The organism is Amycolatopsis azurea DSM 43854 (assembly GCF_001995215.1).
Lineage (GTDB): Bacteria > Actinomycetota > Actinomycetes > Mycobacteriales > Pseudonocardiaceae > Amycolatopsis > Amycolatopsis azurea.
This window is the reverse complement of the sequence record NZ_MUXN01000039.1, coordinates 1-17,986: the sequence shown is the minus strand read 5'-3', so window position 1 is coordinate 17,986 and position 17,986 is coordinate 1. Positions and strand designations below refer to the sequence as shown.

At 64.7% G+C, this 17,986-nt stretch carries 9 protein-coding genes and 1 pseudogene; 5 read left to right on the top strand and 5 right to left on the bottom strand.

Going from position 1 to position 17,986, the window contains the following annotated elements:
* Positions 1 to 473: 473 nt before the first annotated feature.
* From B0293_RS41960 to B0293_RS41950, 3 genes and pseudogenes are all read right to left on the bottom strand, one after another.
* Entirely contained in the window at positions 474 to 5,690 is a 5,217-nt protein-coding gene (locus B0293_RS41960) for an NACHT domain-containing protein (protein ID WP_143254775.1), read from the bottom strand.
* A gap of 91 nt (positions 5,691 to 5,781) precedes the next feature.
* Positions 5,782 to 6,015, bottom strand: a pseudogene (locus tag B0293_RS44975) (NUDIX hydrolase); the annotation flags it as partial.
* A 212-nt stretch (positions 6,016 to 6,227) separates the two neighbouring features.
* The gene (locus tag B0293_RS41950; protein ID WP_005166721.1) at positions 6,228 to 8,438 is read right to left on the bottom strand and encodes an NACHT domain-containing protein; all 2,211 of its coding nucleotides are present in this window, start codon (positions 8,436 to 8,438) and stop codon (positions 6,228 to 6,230) included.
* Between the two features lie 163 nt (positions 8,439 to 8,601).
* Between B0293_RS41950 and B0293_RS41945 the strand changes: the two genes are divergently transcribed.
* The 4 genes from B0293_RS41945 (at position 8,602) to B0293_RS43855 (ending at position 13,394) form a co-directional block, all read left to right on the top strand.
* Positions 8,602 to 8,973: a hypothetical protein gene (locus B0293_RS41945; RefSeq protein WP_039919683.1), complete on the top strand. Its 372-nt coding sequence runs from the start codon at positions 8,602 to 8,604 to the stop codon at positions 8,971 to 8,973.
* A gap of 796 nt (positions 8,974 to 9,769) precedes the next feature.
* Positions 9,770 to 10,258 (top strand): hypothetical protein, encoded by a 489-nt coding sequence (locus B0293_RS41940; protein WP_143254774.1) that lies wholly within the window; start codon positions 9,770 to 9,772, stop codon positions 10,256 to 10,258.
* A gap of 206 nt (positions 10,259 to 10,464) precedes the next feature.
* Positions 10,465 to 12,582, top strand: a complete 2,118-nt coding sequence (locus B0293_RS41935) for a hypothetical protein (protein WP_005166723.1) — start codon at positions 10,465 to 10,467, stop codon at positions 12,580 to 12,582.
* Positions 12,579 to 13,394 (top strand): hypothetical protein, encoded by an 816-nt coding sequence (locus B0293_RS43855; protein ID WP_005166724.1) that lies wholly within the window; start codon positions 12,579 to 12,581, stop codon positions 13,392 to 13,394. The genes B0293_RS41935 and B0293_RS43855 overlap by 4 nt, the downstream gene beginning before the upstream one ends.
* A gap of 93 nt (positions 13,395 to 13,487) precedes the next feature.
* Here the strand turns inward: B0293_RS43855 and B0293_RS44060 are convergent, their stop codons facing one another.
* Both B0293_RS44060 and B0293_RS41920 read right to left on the bottom strand, forming a co-directional pair.
* Complete coding sequence (locus B0293_RS44060) at positions 13,488 to 13,709, bottom strand: hypothetical protein (RefSeq protein WP_209437360.1); 222 nt, start codon at positions 13,707 to 13,709, stop codon at positions 13,488 to 13,490.
* 365 nt (positions 13,710 to 14,074) lie between these two features.
* A complete protein-coding gene (locus B0293_RS41920) occupies positions 14,075 to 15,055 on the bottom strand; it encodes a tyrosine-type recombinase/integrase (protein ID WP_157376442.1) in 981 nt (326 codons plus the stop codon).
* An 889-nt stretch (positions 15,056 to 15,944) separates the two neighbouring features.
* On the opposite strand from B0293_RS41920, the gene B0293_RS41915 reads away from it, so the two are divergent.
* Complete coding sequence (locus tag B0293_RS41915; protein ID WP_245192142.1) at positions 15,945 to 17,705, top strand: AAA family ATPase; 1,761 nt, start codon at positions 15,945 to 15,947, stop codon at positions 17,703 to 17,705.
* The last annotated feature ends 281 nt before the right edge of the window (positions 17,706 to 17,986 follow it).

Here is a 17,986-nt window from a genome sequence, read left to right as displayed (position 1 = left end):
GCTGGCAGACTGTGGGAGCCCTCGTGGCCGGTCGCTCAGCGGCTGGCCACGACGTGGCCGGGTGCGGCCTGGTTCACAGAGCACCATCGGGGCTAGGTAGGTGTATTGGGTCGTGCTGCCGGTGATCGCGGGAACGGCGTGACGGGACCATCAGTCAGAGCGTGAGAAACGCGATCAGCGGCAGCGTGACTGGCTTCTTGGTCCAAGTAGGCAGCATCCAGCACGTTGTTCAGTCACCGCCGAGGCACGAGCCCTTCCGGCGCCGCGGCAGTTGCCCGCAGGTCTGCGCGATTCATTGGCCGATGAGCAACTTACTGCACTGGACGCGCTCCGACCAGACGCGGAGCGCCCGGTGGTCGCTGTGATGGACGGCACAAGCGGTGGCGGAAGGACCACTGTCGCGGACCGAGTGCACTGGACGCGTCCTTCGGCACGCTGAACGAACGCACTCGCCACCGCATGCACCGAATGGGCTAGCGGCATATCGCTTCCAACAGTTGCCGGGCCTCGGAACGACAGATTTCGCTCAAGGCGGTGAGCAGTCGCGCAGCCTCGACGCGGATGTGGCGCGGCACGCGCCCGTCGTGTGCGATCTCCCGGACCACGATGGCGGCCGTCTCGCGGTGGTCACGATGGGATTCCGCGGCGGCCCACGCGGCACGGAGCCTCGCCAGCGCGGTGATTTCTCGGTCCTGAGCCAGTTCTCCCAGCCCGAGCGCACCTTCCGTGGGTTCGAAGGCGCCTATTGCCTGAAGGATCTGAATGCGGGCGAACGGGTTCCCGGCGTTCCTGAGGCTCCGCAATACGGCCAGCACCTCGCCGCGTAAGTCCGGGCGCTTGTGGCCTAAAGCGCGGGCAGCGTCCCGGCGCGCGATGACGGGCAACGAGTTGTCCGTCATCAGCGCCCGCAAGGCCTCCGTACCGAGCGCCTGGCCACGGCTGCCGCATTCTGCGAGGTCATCGGCGGCCCACCACCGCAACGTCGGATGGCAGAAGGGGTCGTCCGCGATGGCTTGGAAAACCCGTGCCGCAGCGGCGCGGTCTTCAGTACTGTAGCCGCGCAGCAAGTGAGCCGCCTGGCGCCGGATGATCAGCGTTTCACGCAAATCGTCCCGGATCGCCCGGAGGTCATCGAGGCGATCTAGCTCGAACAGGATGCCGAGCCGTAGTCGCTTAGCGATCCGGTCGTCCTCCAGTAGCGCCGCCAACTGGGCATGGACCTCGGCAAAGGGTTCGGAAGTCATAGTGGCAGCGGCCAGCCCGGCCCTGGCCCGTTCCCGTCCAGGCCGGGTGCCGTCGGCAAGAACGGCGCGGGCGTCGGCCAGCACGCGTTCGTACCACGTCCGGTTTAGCCACATCAGCTCTTGCCGGGCCTTGTCCGTAGCGGTGCGGCCTCGGCTCAGCTCACTCAGAATGGCGACCGCCTCCGGTACAAACCGTGGCGAGATCCCGCTCAGCGCCACGGCCGCCTCGATGCGTTGCGGAACCGTCAGTTCGGGCCCGGCGAGCAGATCCCGGAACTCGCGCGCTGCAATGCCCGCCAGCGATATGTCGTCCCATTCCGTCACGGTGCCCGGCCAGTCGTCGGCAGGGACCAAGCGATCCGCCACGATGGCGTGTTCGACCTCACGCCGCTGTTTGCCAGGCAGGTCACGAGCCACCCGTGTCCGCGTACTGCCGGAAGCGGCCGGGTCGTACGCCAGAGCCAGTCGCAATCGTGTCGTCGTCGTGTCCGCAGGACTGACGTAGCCGAGCCAGCTCAAAGCCACACCTCGTTCACCCGGCGTTAATTTGACGGTCGCGCCCAGCTCCAGCAACGTGTCGCGTACTTCCGCGGCGGCGGTGGGGTCGAGCCGGGCCAACTCGTAGGCGGCTTCGCACCGATGCTGGACATACTCGTGCCCGTCGCTCATGACCGCTCGATGGAAGTCGATCGCTTGAGGAAGCGTTCCCGGATCCGTTTTGACAAGTCGTATCATCGCATCGCTGCGGTAGCTGAAGGCCAGGAACTCATCGGTGGCCTGCGCCATGAGTTCGCTGGCCGCCTCGACGTACAGGTCGGGGCGCAGCTCCGCGAGGAGGGCGGCCGACCGCTGACGAATGTGCACGGACACAAGCGGATCCGCCACGAGCGCACGCACGTGGACCGTGACGTCGGCACCGTACTCGACGAGCTCCCGGACCCACCGGTCAGTGGCCATCGTGGGATACAGCTTGAGCACGAGCGCGGCGGCATCAGGCAGTCGCTCCGGCTCGTGCTGGGCCCGAAGAAGGGCGGCGGTGCATCGGGTGTCGGCGTCCACCGAGGTGTCAGCGGAGATCCCCGCGAGCATGTCGAGTATCTCGGTATCGTTTAGAGCGTCCAGTCTCGCAATCGCCGTCGCCGCTTCGCAAACAAGACTGGCGTGGTTGCGCGGGCATAACACGGTCGATCGGAGGATACTGGTGAGATCGCGGCGAAGGCGCGCGCTTGAGCCGCTGAACCCCGCGACCACAGTGCTTATTTTGACCTTGGGAATGACATCGTCGCGCAGCATTTCCATGATGCCTTGAGCCGCGCGTGATTGGTAGCGTCGCCCGAGGTACCGCATCACATGCGCGGCGTCACAGCGGTGCTGGCCGCTTCGCGTGGCATCGCGGATTATTCGCAGAAGAGTTTCGGCGGTGTCGTCCGGCTGAACGGTATCGGCCCGGTAGAACGTGATGTCCGTGCGATGTGCCTCCCATCCATCCTCCGCGAGCAGCTCGGACAATGCGGAGTAAGCCCGCTGCGCGAGCCGTGGGCTGAGGTTGCTGAGGAGCCGCCAAGCCTGACTGCGGACTCCGGGGTTGAGTGATGGTGATGTGAGTTCTTCGAGCTGCTCAATCGCAGGGCCGTGGAACTCGGGACCAAGCCTGGAAATCTCGGAAGCGGCAGTGACGCGCGCTTCGGGATCCGCTCCTCGATCGATCATCGTCGCCTGGAGTTCACTGAGCGCGGGTGCCCGGTATGACTCTCCGAGGGGGGTCAGGCCGCCGAGGGCGTTGATGCGGGAAAGAGTGTTCGCGAGCGGATGTCCGGTCAGGTGAAGGAACGCGTTCGCGGCCTCAGCCCGGTGTCCGGGGCCGAGCTCGGCGAGCGTCCGCGCAGCCATTTGCAGGCCGCCGATGTCGGTAATCGGCATTTCGAGTACGGATCGCAGCAGCGCCATCGCGGGGTCCTGGAACTCAGGTCCGCAGCCGATGAGCGCGTTCGCGATACTGGCTCTTTCGAACCCGCCGTACACCGGGTTGGTTGCCAGCCCGAGCACCAATTCGCCCGCCCGGACCCGGTGTTGCGGTCCCAGCCGGACGAGGACACGGGCGGCCTGGAGCCGATCACTGAGGTCCAAGCGATGATCGGTGATCCGACGTTCGAGCGCGGCCGCCGTCTCCGCGAGCTGGTCTGGCCCCAGTGACGCCAGGCCCAACGCGGCCTCCTCGACGCCGTCGACCGACCACGACCGCCGGTCCAGAACCATGCGGAACACGGCGGCGCAGCGCTCATGGAACTCGGAACCGATCTCCACCAGTCCGACCGCGGCCTCCACGAGGTCCCAGTCGGGGGCGTCCTGGTCTTCCAAAAGCCGGGTCAAGGCGTCGACGGCTTCGGCGCGTGCTTCAGGGCCGAGGCCCGCGAGCACGACGGCGGCGTTGCTGTACTGGGTGGCGGTCGCGCTCGGCGTGGTGAGGATCGACCGTAACCCGTGGATGGCGGTTCCCCGCTCGTCGGCACCGCATTCGGACAGCGCTTCGGCGGCGTCGAGCCTGGGCCGCACGGTGATCTCCGCGTCGTGGACGACCGCCCGCAGCACCTCGAGTGCCTCCGGGCGGGCGTCGGTGTTGAGCCGCGTGGCCAGGGCAATCGCGGCCTCGACCCGGGACGGCCAAGGGGCCTCGTCGTCGCGCATGAGGTCCAGCAGCCAGCCGAGCAGCCCAGGATGGTGCGTGGCCCGGCTGACCTGGGAAAGGATTTCGCGGCCGGGGTACTGGGTGGTCATGGCCCAGGCGTGAGCTGTGGCGAAGAAGGCCTCGGCGCCGGCCGGGATGTGCCAAGCCAGCAGACGAGCTGCGAGCAGGTGCTGGTCGGGCGCGCCCGCGTGAAGGTGGCTCAGCAGGGCGTCGGCTTCGGCCGGATGGAGGCGGGTGTGGTGCAGCAGGACGCGCCGGGCGTACCGGCCGCGGTCCTCGGGCCGCGCCGCGTGCAGCAGCTCGACGAAGTCCGCGTGCCCCGGATCGAATCCGGGCGGAAGCAGGCGGGCCTTCGCAGTCGCGGCGAGATGTTCGGCGAAGCTGTGATGGAGGAACCAGAGGTCGCCGGCGCGCCAGATGAACGGGCCGACGGCCGCAAGGTAGGTGACCAGCTTTTCCCGCCAGCCGGTCGTCCGGCACAGCTCGGGGAGACGCTCGGCCGTCCAGTGGCAGGCGGCGGCGGTCAGGGACGTGTCTTCTTCGAGCCGGACGTGGCCAAGGTGCTCCAGGAGGCGGCCGCAGTGCTCATCGGGCAGGCCTTCCGGGACCGGGTGGGCGGAGCGCAGGTAACCGAGGTAGGTCTCGTAGAGCTCGTATTGGTTGTCGGGCAACGGCCGGTCGTCGAACTGCTCGAAGATGATCGCCGCGATCGTGGCCAACAGCGGGACCCGGACCAACTCGTCGAGATGCGCCTTCCTGAGCTGGCGGAGGAATTTCGCTGCCGCGCCCGGACTATCGGAGAACCAGTGTTCGGCGAATCGGCGCAGCGCGTGCTCGTCGAAGGGCAGCAGCTCATAGCGCGCGGACCCAATACGCTGGAACGGCGCGAGCGTCGCCCCTTCGATCGGCCGGGTCGTGAGGACCACGCGGTAGTCCGGCGAATCCGACGCCCAAGTGGAGAGCACGGAGACCAGGCGATCCCGCTGGACCGTGTCGGCGACCTCGTCGAGACCGTCGACGAGCAGCAGCCACCGGCACCCCCCGACCCGCTCGCCCAGGTCGTCCGGCTGGATCGTGGCAGCGAGCAACGCGCCGTACTCGCCTCGGACGGTTTCGGCGAGCGCCTCGAAGAAGGGCAGGTCCAGCCGGGCGGCGAGTTCCCGGGCAGTCAGCCGCAACGGAACCACGATCTCCTGAAGCGGCGGCGGGCTGTCGCCGATGGCCTGCCAGCAGCGGGCCACGTCGGCGGTCAGCCGCAGCGAGAGGGTGGACTTGCCCTGACCGGGACCACCGGTGACCAGCAGATGGTCGTCCCCGTCGAGGGCCTCGCGCATGCTGCGAGACGGCGGGCGCACCACGAGCCGGGTGACCGGTGGATGAGGCAGGTCAATCAGCTGGCCGCGGCTGTCGAGTACGGGCAGCAGGCGCCCTTGCTCGGCTGGCTGGGCCTCGGTCCCGCTGGTCACGTCTTGGCGGACATAAACGGTCGAGAGCGAGGGGCGGCGCGCGCCGGGGAGCCGATACGGCATCTCCTCAGCGGCCTGGATCTGCGCCCGCAGCAGGGATTGGATCTTCGGCGGAAGCTCGGGCAGGTCCGCCCACTCGGTGGGCGGGTCGACGGTACGATCCGTGGCCGACTCGGGTGCAGCGGTGATGTGGAAGTGCAAGCCGCCCGTAATGCTGCCGGCTTGGACCGCGGTTCCCGCGATGTCCCCGGAAATCAGGTTGGCCGCTGCCACTGGGCGTACTTCCTCCGACACGAGCCCTCCTCCCGCCGTGCCTGAATCCTCTCACGGAGGCGGCTCGTGCGTCTGACCCTGCGACCGGCATCGGCAGGTTCGGGGCGATCGCACGATAAACGCAAGTAACCACCCGTGGACGCCGCTGCTCCAGATCCGGCGCGGAGTACACACCTACCTGCTGCGGCTTCAACGCCTCGGCATCGAGACCCGTCTCCTCGACCAAATCATGTGCTGCAGTCCGCTCCAGCGACTCGTCACCACACAGTAACGCCATGCGGCCTTGGAACGGCTCATTCCTCCGCTCCACGAGCAGAACACACAGCTCACTGTCCCGAACGGTCAAAATGACCAGGTCAGCAGTAACTGTTACTCTCTGCCGGAAGACTCATACCCGAAGACTGCCCATTAGCGTCCTGCCCCTCGCTCGATCACTGCGGCAGCGTAGGTGTTCCGCCCAGCAACCGGACGTCGCCCCTACGAAATAGCCTCGCCATGGAAAGCACCCCGGCAGTGGGTCGGACACAATGACTCCTGGTGGTCCTCCTGGAGGCCGATTCACCTCAGCAAATCAGCCACCATTTGCGCAGCTCGATTTCGATAGTCATCGTCGAGCTCTGGATCACTAGCCAGGGCGCGGAAGGCTGCGGCTCCGTCGTCGTCATCGAGTACCGCCAGCTCATCGGCAGCATCCCAGCGACGTCCGCCAGCCAAGTCCGGGTCATCAACCATCCGCCACAGCACGGACCACGCCTCCGAAACGCCACGGGCGGCTTCATCTCCCAGCAAGGCGCACAGCCCATCTCGAAACCGCTGCTGTACGAGCCTGCGGTAGGCGCCAACTCCCTCAAGCACGACCGCAACGCATCCCGCGTGCAGCCGCACCTCGTCCGGTAGGTGTCTGTTGCCAAGCACGAGCGCCAGGCCAGCAGGCATCTCCTCGTCTTCAACAACAGATAGCGCTTCCGCAGCATCAATCGCACTGCAGGGGTACTCCCACTCAGGAAAGTCGCTGCGACTGATGAGAAAAGAGATCGCCGCGGACGCGGCGGAACCTGAGCCTCTGCAACTCACGATCGCCCTGATACGCATTGAGTCCGGCAGATCGACGTCAAAGCTCATCGCCAGCAGACGAGCGATCCCCTCTGAGTGCCCGAGATTCCGCAGCGTGATCGCAGCACCCCACCGATTATCCTGGTCCATCTCCGCGTGTTCGGCGACCGCGGCCAGTGCGGCCGTAGCCTTTGTCCCGACAGACACCCCCGCTGCCCGCAGGCGGTCCACCAGCCAGCAACTACACTCAGGCGAATACCTCACCATATGCTCAAGAAGGGCGTCAGCGTCCTTGCCTCTCGTCGACCAAATATCGACCAAGAAAACGGGAATCTGCGAATAGCGGAAGACCTGCGAGATGCCACTCTCATAATAGTTGATTCCGTAGCTGACAGCAAGCGAATCGAAGACGCGGTCCACCGTATGCCACTGATCCTTGGCAGACTGACCTGTCAGCCGGCCAGCGACGTACCGAGCCGCGAGATACTCTTCGAAGGTGGCGTGCGCAAACTTCACGTCTCCATCAGCCGAGACGACCAGACCGGTCCGACACAAGACATCATGCAATTCGCGAGCACGCACATCGGGATCAACCGCCGTAGACTCAAGCCTCGTATTTCGGACGAAGCCTATCGCCACTTGAAGTACCGACTGCTCCGGGTTTCGGAATTGCCGCTCACTCGCAACCCTTTCGAGTAGCTGAATGATGTCACGATTAGTCTTTCTTTCGGCATTCGTGTACGCGCGACCGGCGAAGAGCTTACGCACATATTGCTCGTAGAAGTCGGACAACCGCTCAGGCAGCCGTTGGTCTGGATCACGGATCAACAAGTCGCAGAGCATGGTCGCAGCCAAGGGCTGAACCAGCCAATCCAGGAAGTTGTTGCGGCGAACATGCGCGGCCACGTGGGCGCTCACCTCGAGCGCGTTCGCTATGCCGCGACGTTCGAGCCAGCCGCGAGCGAACCGTCCGAGCGTAGGAATATCAAAAGGCCTGAGCTCATAGATCGGAAACGTGTTCCTCACTGCACGGAGATCAGCCTCCTGCATCGGCCTGGTCGCCACGACGAACCTGAGAAACGGGTGCCGCGCTCCCTCAGTGATCGCCTCAAGGGCCGCACGTGACTCGTCGACTCCAGCGACCTCGTCTAACCCATCCACCAGAATTAGCCAAGGCCTGCCGCCCGGCGCGGCCTTGGCAAAGGTATCGGACGGGGGGTTCGTCAACAAAAACGAACCTAATGCAGCAACCACACCGTCTCTGATCGCCTCCGCGAGCGGGATCCCAGAACGGAACATCCGCGCGTGAATGGGAACCGGCACACAGTCAGGCGAAGCCTCGCCGTATTGGCGCTTCGCCAATGTCGCGGCGACCCGTCGGAGCAAACTCGACTTTCCGCCGCCCGGGCTGCCGACGATGATCATGTGATCATTCGCAGCGAGTGCGCCCTGCCAAGTGACAGGCCTTCCGCTAAGCCGATTGATCAAATCCTGGTCGACATACACCGCGCTGAGCGGGACGGTCTCCGCCGACAGTCCTGCACGGGATACCACAGGATGGTCCTCCGCCGCACGCCGAACCGCGTGAAGATAGTCGTCGACGTTGAAGGTGGCGACATCTCGGCCGCCCACGTTGACCACACCGATGTGGTGGGCCTGCACCACATTGCCCGCAACCGCCCCACTGACGTGGTTATGCACGCTGTCCTTCGCCACGCCACGCTCTCCTCCGCACCGCTGCAGCCTCATAAGTACCACAAGCATGGTGCCGGAGGAGAAGGACGCAACAACGATGCCCTCGCTCCGACCAACATCGCCGTGCTAGCTCACGACGACTCTCGGCGTAGGCGCCGACGCCATCGGGTTTCTAGGTCCACGCGTGGACAACGGCGACACCCTGGCCGCAAGCCAGCTCGGTGACGTCCTCATCCGGCCGGGCCGGGTGGACGACGCTGCCGCTCTCCTCCGGCGCTTTACCTACGACAACGAGTTCCTCGACGGCGACGGGCCCGCAGCGCTCGCCCTCATCGAAGTTGTGACCCGGAATCAACGGACTGACAACCTGTGCCGAGAGGTCAACGCTGGCACCGCAGGCGCCCCAGAAGCCTGGGTCACCGCCCTACTCCAAGGCAGCCATACAGAGATCGAATACGCACGCCATCTCTACCGGTTCGGTCTGAATGGCGACGGCTCAGCCACGGCTGTCACCGGGAGGCCGATCGCCGCTGGGTACGATTCTCGGTCAACTTAACCGCCGTCGTGGCGACAGGTTACCCGTGCGACTCCCGCGGATCGCAGTGTTGTCTGGTCTACCAACCAGGGCCAGCCGTGCGCGGTTGACAGCAACGTCAACGCAGCACAGGCGCCGACCATGAGCGCGAGGATCAGGATGCCATCGACTACTACGTCCCAGGGGGCGGCGAGCTGGCTCACGTCGGACCGCCCATTGATGAGCTGGACCCGACGAGCCCAGCCAGCAGGCCGCCGAGCCCGTTACGCCACGCTAGGTCGGCTGTCCGGACCCGAGCCAGTTCATCGCGGTACGCGGCCTGTACCGCTTGGATTTGCATAAGTTCGGGACGCTGGCATTGCTGTCCGGTCCCTAAGCGTGCGTACGAGATCAGAATGAGGCCAAGAACTGACATCTGGAAACCCCACAGGCATGGCCGCTGAACACCACAGCCACGAACAGCCCAGCCGGCCGCCCACCCTAACACTCGACGTGACAATCCCTTGACACATAAAGGCCAATCTATTGACATCCAGGCCAGCGGCTTATCACGGTACGAACACCGCACACGGCGGCGAGCTCTGCAGCCAAGGCCGGCGATGGGCGGTGGTCTACTGCGGGTGCGCTTCGCCGTCCTGCAGATACGCAATTGATCCAGATTTAGGGCAGATCGGTCCGTCTGGGTGGAAACACAGGCGGCTGCTCGCCCTGGCGGGTGTTGCTGTGCAAGCGTGTGCGAGCCGACGGTGATCGTCGGCCAACCCGCGACCCACCTTGTCGCGTCCCGCATATCAGCGTCTGTGTCCTGGGAGCGCCCGTGTCTGACCCCTTCACGCTAGCCACCGTCAGCGCCACCGTACTTCCCCAGCTGGTGAAGTTCGTGTTCGAGCAAGCTGGGAAAGTCATGGACAAGCATCGATCCCCGGCCAAAGCCGAAACTGCCCCGACGACCGGCGACCAGCAGTCGAGCGCGCTCGCCGAGCTCGAGCAGTCCGCGCGCGTCTTGCGCAAATACACCGTTGACGGAGCTCAGCCACACACCACCGACCAAGAGTTGCTCAACGCATTGGGCTCCGCCTGGCGGCGCATCGAATCACTGACCGGGCAGCCGCTTGACGTGGCCGCAGCGCTCAAACAGCGCGGGGTTCACCTTGAGTTCACCAACGACGACATCGACGGAACTGTCACCGCCATCAAAGCCACCGCGATCACCGACAAGGCCAACGTCAGCATCAGGTTCAACGACAACGTGGTCCGCGCAGGCGGTGAATACACCGCCATCGAGATTGACGGGCCGATCGGATGAGCCACCCCTACCACTACGGCGACGACGCAACTGGTGACGAGCTGCCACCACCAGCGCCGCACCCTGGCCCGGAGTTCGAGACGACCCAACCGACGCCGCAGCATCCAGCGCACGAGGGCTTCTCGGCATGGCAACCAGCGGCTTCCGCACCCGCCGCACCCGACATAGACGAGACACCCGTGCCGGGGACCCCAGGTGCCCCCGGGGTGCACCCCACCTTCACCGGCAACCTCAACTTCGGCGAAATGAACGGCGTCAAAGTCGTCAACAAGGTGCAAGCGGCACTCGAGCACCTCAACGCCGACGACGCCTACCTCAACCTCACCCTCCGGCTGTTCGCCCCGCCTGACGAGTTCGACAACACCTACGCCCGCTGGCGCGACGGGCGTCGGTTGCTTGTGCTCGCGCGCCAGCCGGGTACCGGGCGCACCATGATCGCCCATGCGCTGCTCGCCACAATCCGCGAAGAAAGCCAACGGCAGGTCAACGTCGGCGCACTGCACTTCGGCGGCGGCGAAACCTTCCCGATAGACCGTCTGCCCCCAGCTCACCGCAACTGGGCCTACGTCGTCGAGGTTCCACCCGACGAAGAAGGCTTCACGCTTCGCTCGCGATTGTTCCGCATGACGCTCACCCAGCTCGAGGCCGAGCTCAAACGCCGCGAGTGTTGGCTGATCTTTTTGATGAGTCCCGAGCAGTGGACTGCTTGCGTCGACGAGACCATTTCCAGCCTGACAGCCGAGATCGGCAACGCGGTGCCGGCGAAGATCGTACGCAAAGCTCTCGCCGTTCAAGATCCCGCGCTGGACGTCGAACGTTGGCTGGCTGCGAATGAAATCAAGGCCCTGCTCGCTGATCAGCCCCCAGCTGAAGTGCTCGACATCGTCGAGTTGATCCGCTCAGCAGCACACGCGGCCCCAGGCCAGTTGGTCGCTCTTCAGGAGACTGAGGAAGAAGCAGATCACGCCGAACTCGCCGACGGCGGCGACCGGTGGTTCGCTCGCCGGGTACAGACCGTAGTTGAGGCTAGGAGGAACTGGCGCAAGCAATTGCTGTCCTGGCACCGGCATCGAGAACGGACAAGCCTCCAACGCAGCTTCCTGCTTGCCGCAGCCGCGCTGCCCTCCGCGCCTGGAGCATACGTCTACGCTTTGGCCAACAAACTGGAAGGCAAGCTCAGCGGCAAGCAGCAATCCGACCTCGCCGCCCTCAGCGCGCCCGGCATCATAGAACTCGTAGACGCCATCGAAGCTGACCTCGCCGACGACGACACCGTCGTGTTCCGGCACGACGGTTGGGATGACGCCGCACTGCACTACTTCTGGACCGACCGGCCATTCTCCCGCCAGACCTTCCTCACCTGGCTCGCCGAAGCGCCCACCGACACACACCGCAGCACGTTCGAATCCCTCACTGGCGGGCAGCAGCAAGAGCTGGCCGCTCGCATCGCCCGGTTCGCCGTCCACTGGGCAGCACGGCAGCAACGCCCAGAACCGCTCGCTAAACTCGCCAGCACCTGGTATGACTCGACACTCCTATGGCAGGTCTTCGTCGCCGCGCTCGACGAAGCAGCAACGCAGTCGAGCACCCACCGCTACATCCACTCTATGCTCCTGAACTGGGTGACCAGGAGAAAAGACCTCGCGTTGTGGCGAGCAGTCGCGGAAGTCTGCGGCCTTGAATTCGGCCGCCGCCACACCGGCAAGGCGCTGCGCAGGCTCAAGCATGTCGCCGCTATCGCCGACCCGGAGATCGAACAGGCTGTCCAACGCAGCGTGATCACCTTGTGGGACGACACATCCGTGCGCGAGACACTCTTCGACACAGTCATCGGCTGGTGTGAAAACCCAGCCACCACCTCGGTCGCCTACCGAGCGTTCAGCGCGCTCGCCGCGAAGACCGACCACGACCAGATCACACCCACGCTCCTCGCCCGAGGCGACCAAGCCGGCTTCATTCCCTCCGCCGCGGACCTGGCAACAGGCTGGACAGTGCTGCTATCACCGCAAGGCAGCAAAGAAGCCGAACAACTCGTCCTCGCGACCGTGCACCAATGGCTCGACGTCGCACTTCGGCAACACCAACTGCAAGATGACGTGCTCGGTCTCCTTCGCAACGCGGTAAACCATCCTGAAGAACCCGGCGTCATCTCACCGCGCGAACGCCTGCGCCACTACCTGTTCACGTGGCTCGAAGCCTCCGACGGCACCGATATCACCGAACGCAACAACATCTACCTCCGTCTAAGCAAGCTCTTCGACGGCGACTTCTCCCGCCGGCTCACCGGCGACGACAGTGCCGGCGGAACGGATCACGTGGCATGAACTGGAGCGCGGCGCGCTGGGACAGCCTGCGGGACTACGTGGGGCGCGACTACTACCCGAGCGCCGACAAGGGCATCGGATTCAAGGTGGCGTTGACCGTCCGGGCGCGTGTCTCAACACGGCGCGGCCAGCTGCCCCCTGACCCGCTCGACCTCGTCGTCCCGGCCGCCGACCGGATCATCCGGCCAGCGGCTGCGGGCGTCAGCGCGCTGCGCTGTAACTACCTGCAGCACACGATCGCCAGCGAACTGGCCGAGCTGACCTCCCTGTCGACCAAACGTGTCCGAATCAGCGACGTCTACGCCCGGGTCACCCTCGACGACGATGCCGCCGAGCAAGCCCGCGACGCGCAGAGGATGCGCCACGACCTCGAACTCGACGAACTCGCCAGACAGCAAGCGCGCGCTCGAGCCCAGTTCATCCGCGACGAATGCCTCGCCGACCCCGCAACCGCGCGCATCTACACACTCCTAGAGAAGTCCTCGCGGCTGGGTGAGCTAGCCGGCGTGCTCGACCGAGGCGATCTTGTGGCTGAGGTGGCGCAGTGGCATGAGCAGGCCAGGCCTGTACTCATCACTCAGGCGATTATCGACTTCTTTGGCCGGCTAACACCAGGTCAGAGCTATGAGATCGTCGACCGCTTTATCGCGATGGTGCGCGGTTTCGGCGCGACTAAACTCGCCGACCAGCTGCAGAGCGCCAACACCCGGTCCGAGAACGGGGATCTGCGTCAGAGAACGGATCCGCGTCAGGACCGGTCCCACGTCCGACCAGCCAATCAGCAACAGCAGACCGACAGCATCGAACAATGACTTTCCCCCTCGCCGGCGATCAACGGCTCTACGACATTGAATGCCAACGTCACCTCACTCGAGGCCAACAGCAGCCGAGCCGGCTGGATCACCTCAACAGGAACGCCCCGCACCGGCAGGAGCCGAATCGCGAGCAACACCCCAAACCACCGATAGATCCACCGCCGACGGCACCACCCAGACCGGCAGCCCCAACCGAAGCGCCAACGTGAGCACATTCCCGAAACCGAACAGAAAGGTCAGCCCCACGCTGATCCCCACAATCAGCGTCACCGCCGACAGCACCGGATCACGGCCCCCGCTCGGACTCAACACAGCAACCACCCTGCCCCGGCCGCCCACACCACGAACCACGACCGACCTGCACGAACAGCCCGGCAGAATCCGGCACTCACGTGCCCGAGAAGTGCCCGAGAGGTCTCGCACACGACGACAGAAGGCGGCATTGTCCGACACAAGTTATGGCCGGTGACCAGCCGAAAAGGTCTTGTTCGACATCACTCGACACCATCCGACACGCCAAGGTGCCGACTCTTAACCAGCGGGTTCGGGGTTCGAGTCCCTGATGGCGCACAGTAAGAAATCAAAGCCCACCAACGACTTTCCTGCAATTTCAGGGGTGTCGTCGGTGGGCTTTGATCGTATGTGCAGCCCGGGTGCAGCCGACGTGTCACCCCGATTCAGTTACCGACCGCCACCAGCTGTGCCCGCGATGACCCGCTGCGCTGCCGCGGCACCACCACCTTGTTGATCTTGGCGCCACGCTGATACCCCGCGCGCCGGACGAGGGCCGCCGTCGCATCCGCCGCCTGCTGCGCCAGGCAGGGCAAGACGCTGGTGTAGGTGTCGGCGGTAAGCACGATGCTGGAATGCCCTAGCAGTGCCTGCACCACCCGCAGTTCGTTGCCGGCCGCGAGCGACAGGGTCGCCGCGCCGTGCCGCAGGTCGTGGAACCTGATCGGCGGCAGGTCGGCCTCACTAGCCAGGACCCGGAAGGTGCGTGAGACGTAGCTCGGGCTCCACGACCGGCCCCCGCCATGAGAGAAGACCCAATCCCCACTCGGGTCCTGCCGGGCGAGCCGGCGCAGCAAGGCGGTCGTTCCCCGATCCAACGCGACGGTCCGGCAGCTGGCATCGGTCTTCGGCAGGCAGACACCGCGGCCATCACGTTCGACGAGCTGCCGCACTACCGACAGCGTCCGGTTCGCCAGATCGACGTCACACCACCGCAGACCGACCGCCTCCCCGCGGCGCAATCCTAGTAAGGCTGCCACGTGATAGAGCGGGTACAGCTGATGATCGCGGACCTGATCGAGGAACATCGCGGTCTGCTCGGCCGTCCATACCGCGACAGCAGGACGTTCCCCGGTCCGGTGCCACAGCTCGACCCGGGCCTCGGTCCATACCACCGCCCGTGGGCGACGGGCCGAGGGCAACTCCACCCATCGCGCCGGGTTGCTCGTGATCAATCCACGCCGGATCGCGCCGTTGAGCGCAGCTCGCAACACCTCACGAACCCGTTGCAACGTGGTCGGTGACAACGGTCGCGACCGCAACGCATTGGCCCGCAACAACGCGGTGAACGCACCTTGCACCTTTCCAACGCTCAATTCCGACAATGCAAGCCCACCCAGCCGCGGCTGCAGATAGTCCCGGATCAACTGTCCATAAAGCCGCCGTGTCGACGGCCGTAAAGCGCTTCTGGTTGCGAGCCACACGTCCAGCCACTGACCCACTGTCACCAACGCTCTACCAGGGTCCACGTCATCACCCAGCCAGAACCCCCGCGCACGTTCCGCCGCGGCTCGCGACGCAAAGCCGCTGCGCTGCAACCGGCGCCGCAGACCGTCTCGACCTGCCGCCAACTCGACTGTGAAATACCACCGTCCATGACCACGCTCGCTCAGCCTCGGACAACGCAATCCCCACCGCCGTCCATCAGCTTGGTTAACACACCCGCACCGCTTAAACACCCGTCCACCGGATCGCCGCGACATGGCTCCTCCGTCCATAGAGAACATTGACTCACTAACGATGTGCCCTCCAAGACGAGGAATCCATGATCAAAGACTGGCAGACCTATGCGGCGATGCACTCGCCTCACTACAGGTCACTTCCATGGCCTCCGGTTGATCCGGCAAATGCCTAGACGCAACGAACAACGTCATGACCGTCAGGGCCATCGCTGACGGAACAGAGTCACGATCATGCGACATCGAGGCCCAGAGCGTGTTCGGATCGCTCCGATAAGCATTATGGATAATGCCTGTCCGGCAATACATTTAGGAAATCTATCGCTGTTGGTTAATATTCGACAAGAGCCTCGACTACTTCCTGCAACATCGATGTCACCGTTAACACCACGCGTGTCGTGACATATCGCTGTCAGCTATCAGGCGTACCGTCTTTCGCAGCAGCGTTTCCGCCACATGCCCCCTTGAGAAGCGGGGCAGCGGGCGCGTAAGAGGCGATCGGAGCAACGGCTTAGTGCACCTCATCCACTTCTCGGTGAGCGGTTTCCGTTCACTGACTGCCGTCCAGGACATCCCCGTGAGCACCCCGACGATCATCGCCGGACACAACGACGGCGGGAAGACCGCACTTCTCGACTCACTCGCTTTCTTGCTAGGAGAAGGCACGGTCGAAGATCAGGATCGGTCCTACCTCCCGGAAGATCGCTCCACACGGTGTCAAGAGACCATCATCGAGGGAACGTTCTCGCTCGATGAATGGGAGCAAGAGACGCTTCACCTTCCCGCCGAAGCTCGGATCCGCCGGGTCGCCAACAGTGAGGGAAGCCGGCTCGAGTGCCTCCTCCCGCTGCCCGCCGATGAGCGCCTGCGAGACCTGGATTCGGTGCGCGCGACCGACCTTCAGGCGCTCGTCAAAGAGCTCGGACTCAAGGCCACGTCGACTCGCAAGGCCGACAGCCTGGCGGTTCTTCGTGAACACGCGCTGCGGAACACCGTGGGTGAGGATTGGCTCCCAGCCAGCAAGCAATTGGCCGGGCGTCTGCCCCGGCTCGTCCTGTTCGACGGGAACGTCGACTCCCCAAACGAAACTGTGAAGTCGGTGCTCAACGCCCGGTTTCAAACACACTCGGAGGATCCTGGGCTGCGGGGAAAGCTGACCGAGGTGGTGGACGAAATCTCCGACCGTCTGCGCACAGACGCGAAAACCCTCTGTGACCACATCGCACAGCGGTGCCCCGACCTCACCGACATCAAAGTGGAACCCGAGATTCAACTTCACCACGGCCTGCGGCGCACCGAACTGCGCTTCTCACGCGGGAGTGGTGGCCAGGTCGATCTGAATCGCTCCGGCCTCGGCAGTGGACGGCGCGTGTCATTGGCGGTATGGGAGTGGACGACCCTGCAGCTCGAGGAGCAGAACGCCACCGAGGCCCTGCCTGAGGAGCATGGTGAAAGTGCGCCGTCCCCGGTGCAGACGATCATCGTCTACGACGAGCCCGACACCCATCTGGACTACGCGAACCAGCGGCGAGTCATGGACCTCATCCGCGATCAGTGCGCGATCGACAACGTCCACGTGATCGTCGCGACCCACTCAATGAACCTCATCGACGGGGTGGACATCGCCGATGTCGTCCACCTCAAACTGGTCGACGACGCCACTGTGGTCGAGCGGCTCGGCGCAGACACCCACGCAGAGGTAGACAGATTTCTCGGCAAAATTTCCGCCAGTGTCGGTCTCCGCAACTCCGTTCTTCTCCACGAGCGCTGCTTCGTCGCTGTCGAAGGCGACACGGAGATGGCCGCGTTCCCCCTGCTGTTCAAGCTCTCCGAGGGCATCACTCTCCAGGCCGCCGGTATCGCGTTATGGGGATGCGGCAGCCACATCGGCGCACTCCGCCTGGCGGAATATCTGGTGCGACACGACCGGCAGGTGAGGCTCGTTATCGACGCCGACAGCCAGCGACTGTCGATTTTCAAGGAAAGCAACCTTCAGCAGTTCTTCGGTCCCGTCGTCACCGACTACGTCAGCTACCTGGGCGAACACGAAGGGGTGAACGAGTTCGAAGAGCTCTTCTCCGACGATCAGTGGGCCAAGACGGCGAACCGCAAGTGGTACAGGGAAGGTTCGCCCTGGACCGCCGCCGAGTTCGAAACGCACCGGGGGACGAAGTTCAGTGAAGGGGTAAAGGAAATGGTGAAGGCAGGCAGCTTTACCGGGCCTGCTGGCAAGGCCGACATGATGGTGGATTTGGCCCTGTCCCTCGAGACTCCCGACGACGTCCCAATTCGGCTACGCGAGCTCTTCGGCGAACTACGCGGCGCGGCGAGCCGCTGACGACAGACCACCGCGGCCGGGATCTGTCGGACTCCGCCGGGCGAGCATGCGCGCCTTGCGCTGCTCATCGGTCGGCGGTGTCCACTGATGCCAACCGACCGAGGGCTTCCACCGGCGATAGTGCCCCCGCTCAAGAGCACCACACCATCTACACCCGTTCGGAGTAGTCCCTACCGGGCTACCCGCACCATCTTGCCTGGTCATCTGCCCTCCCGAGCGGTCACCACAGTTCTACCCCCCACCACCGACAATTTCGCCCCTGAGCTTCCCCCCGTTCGCCG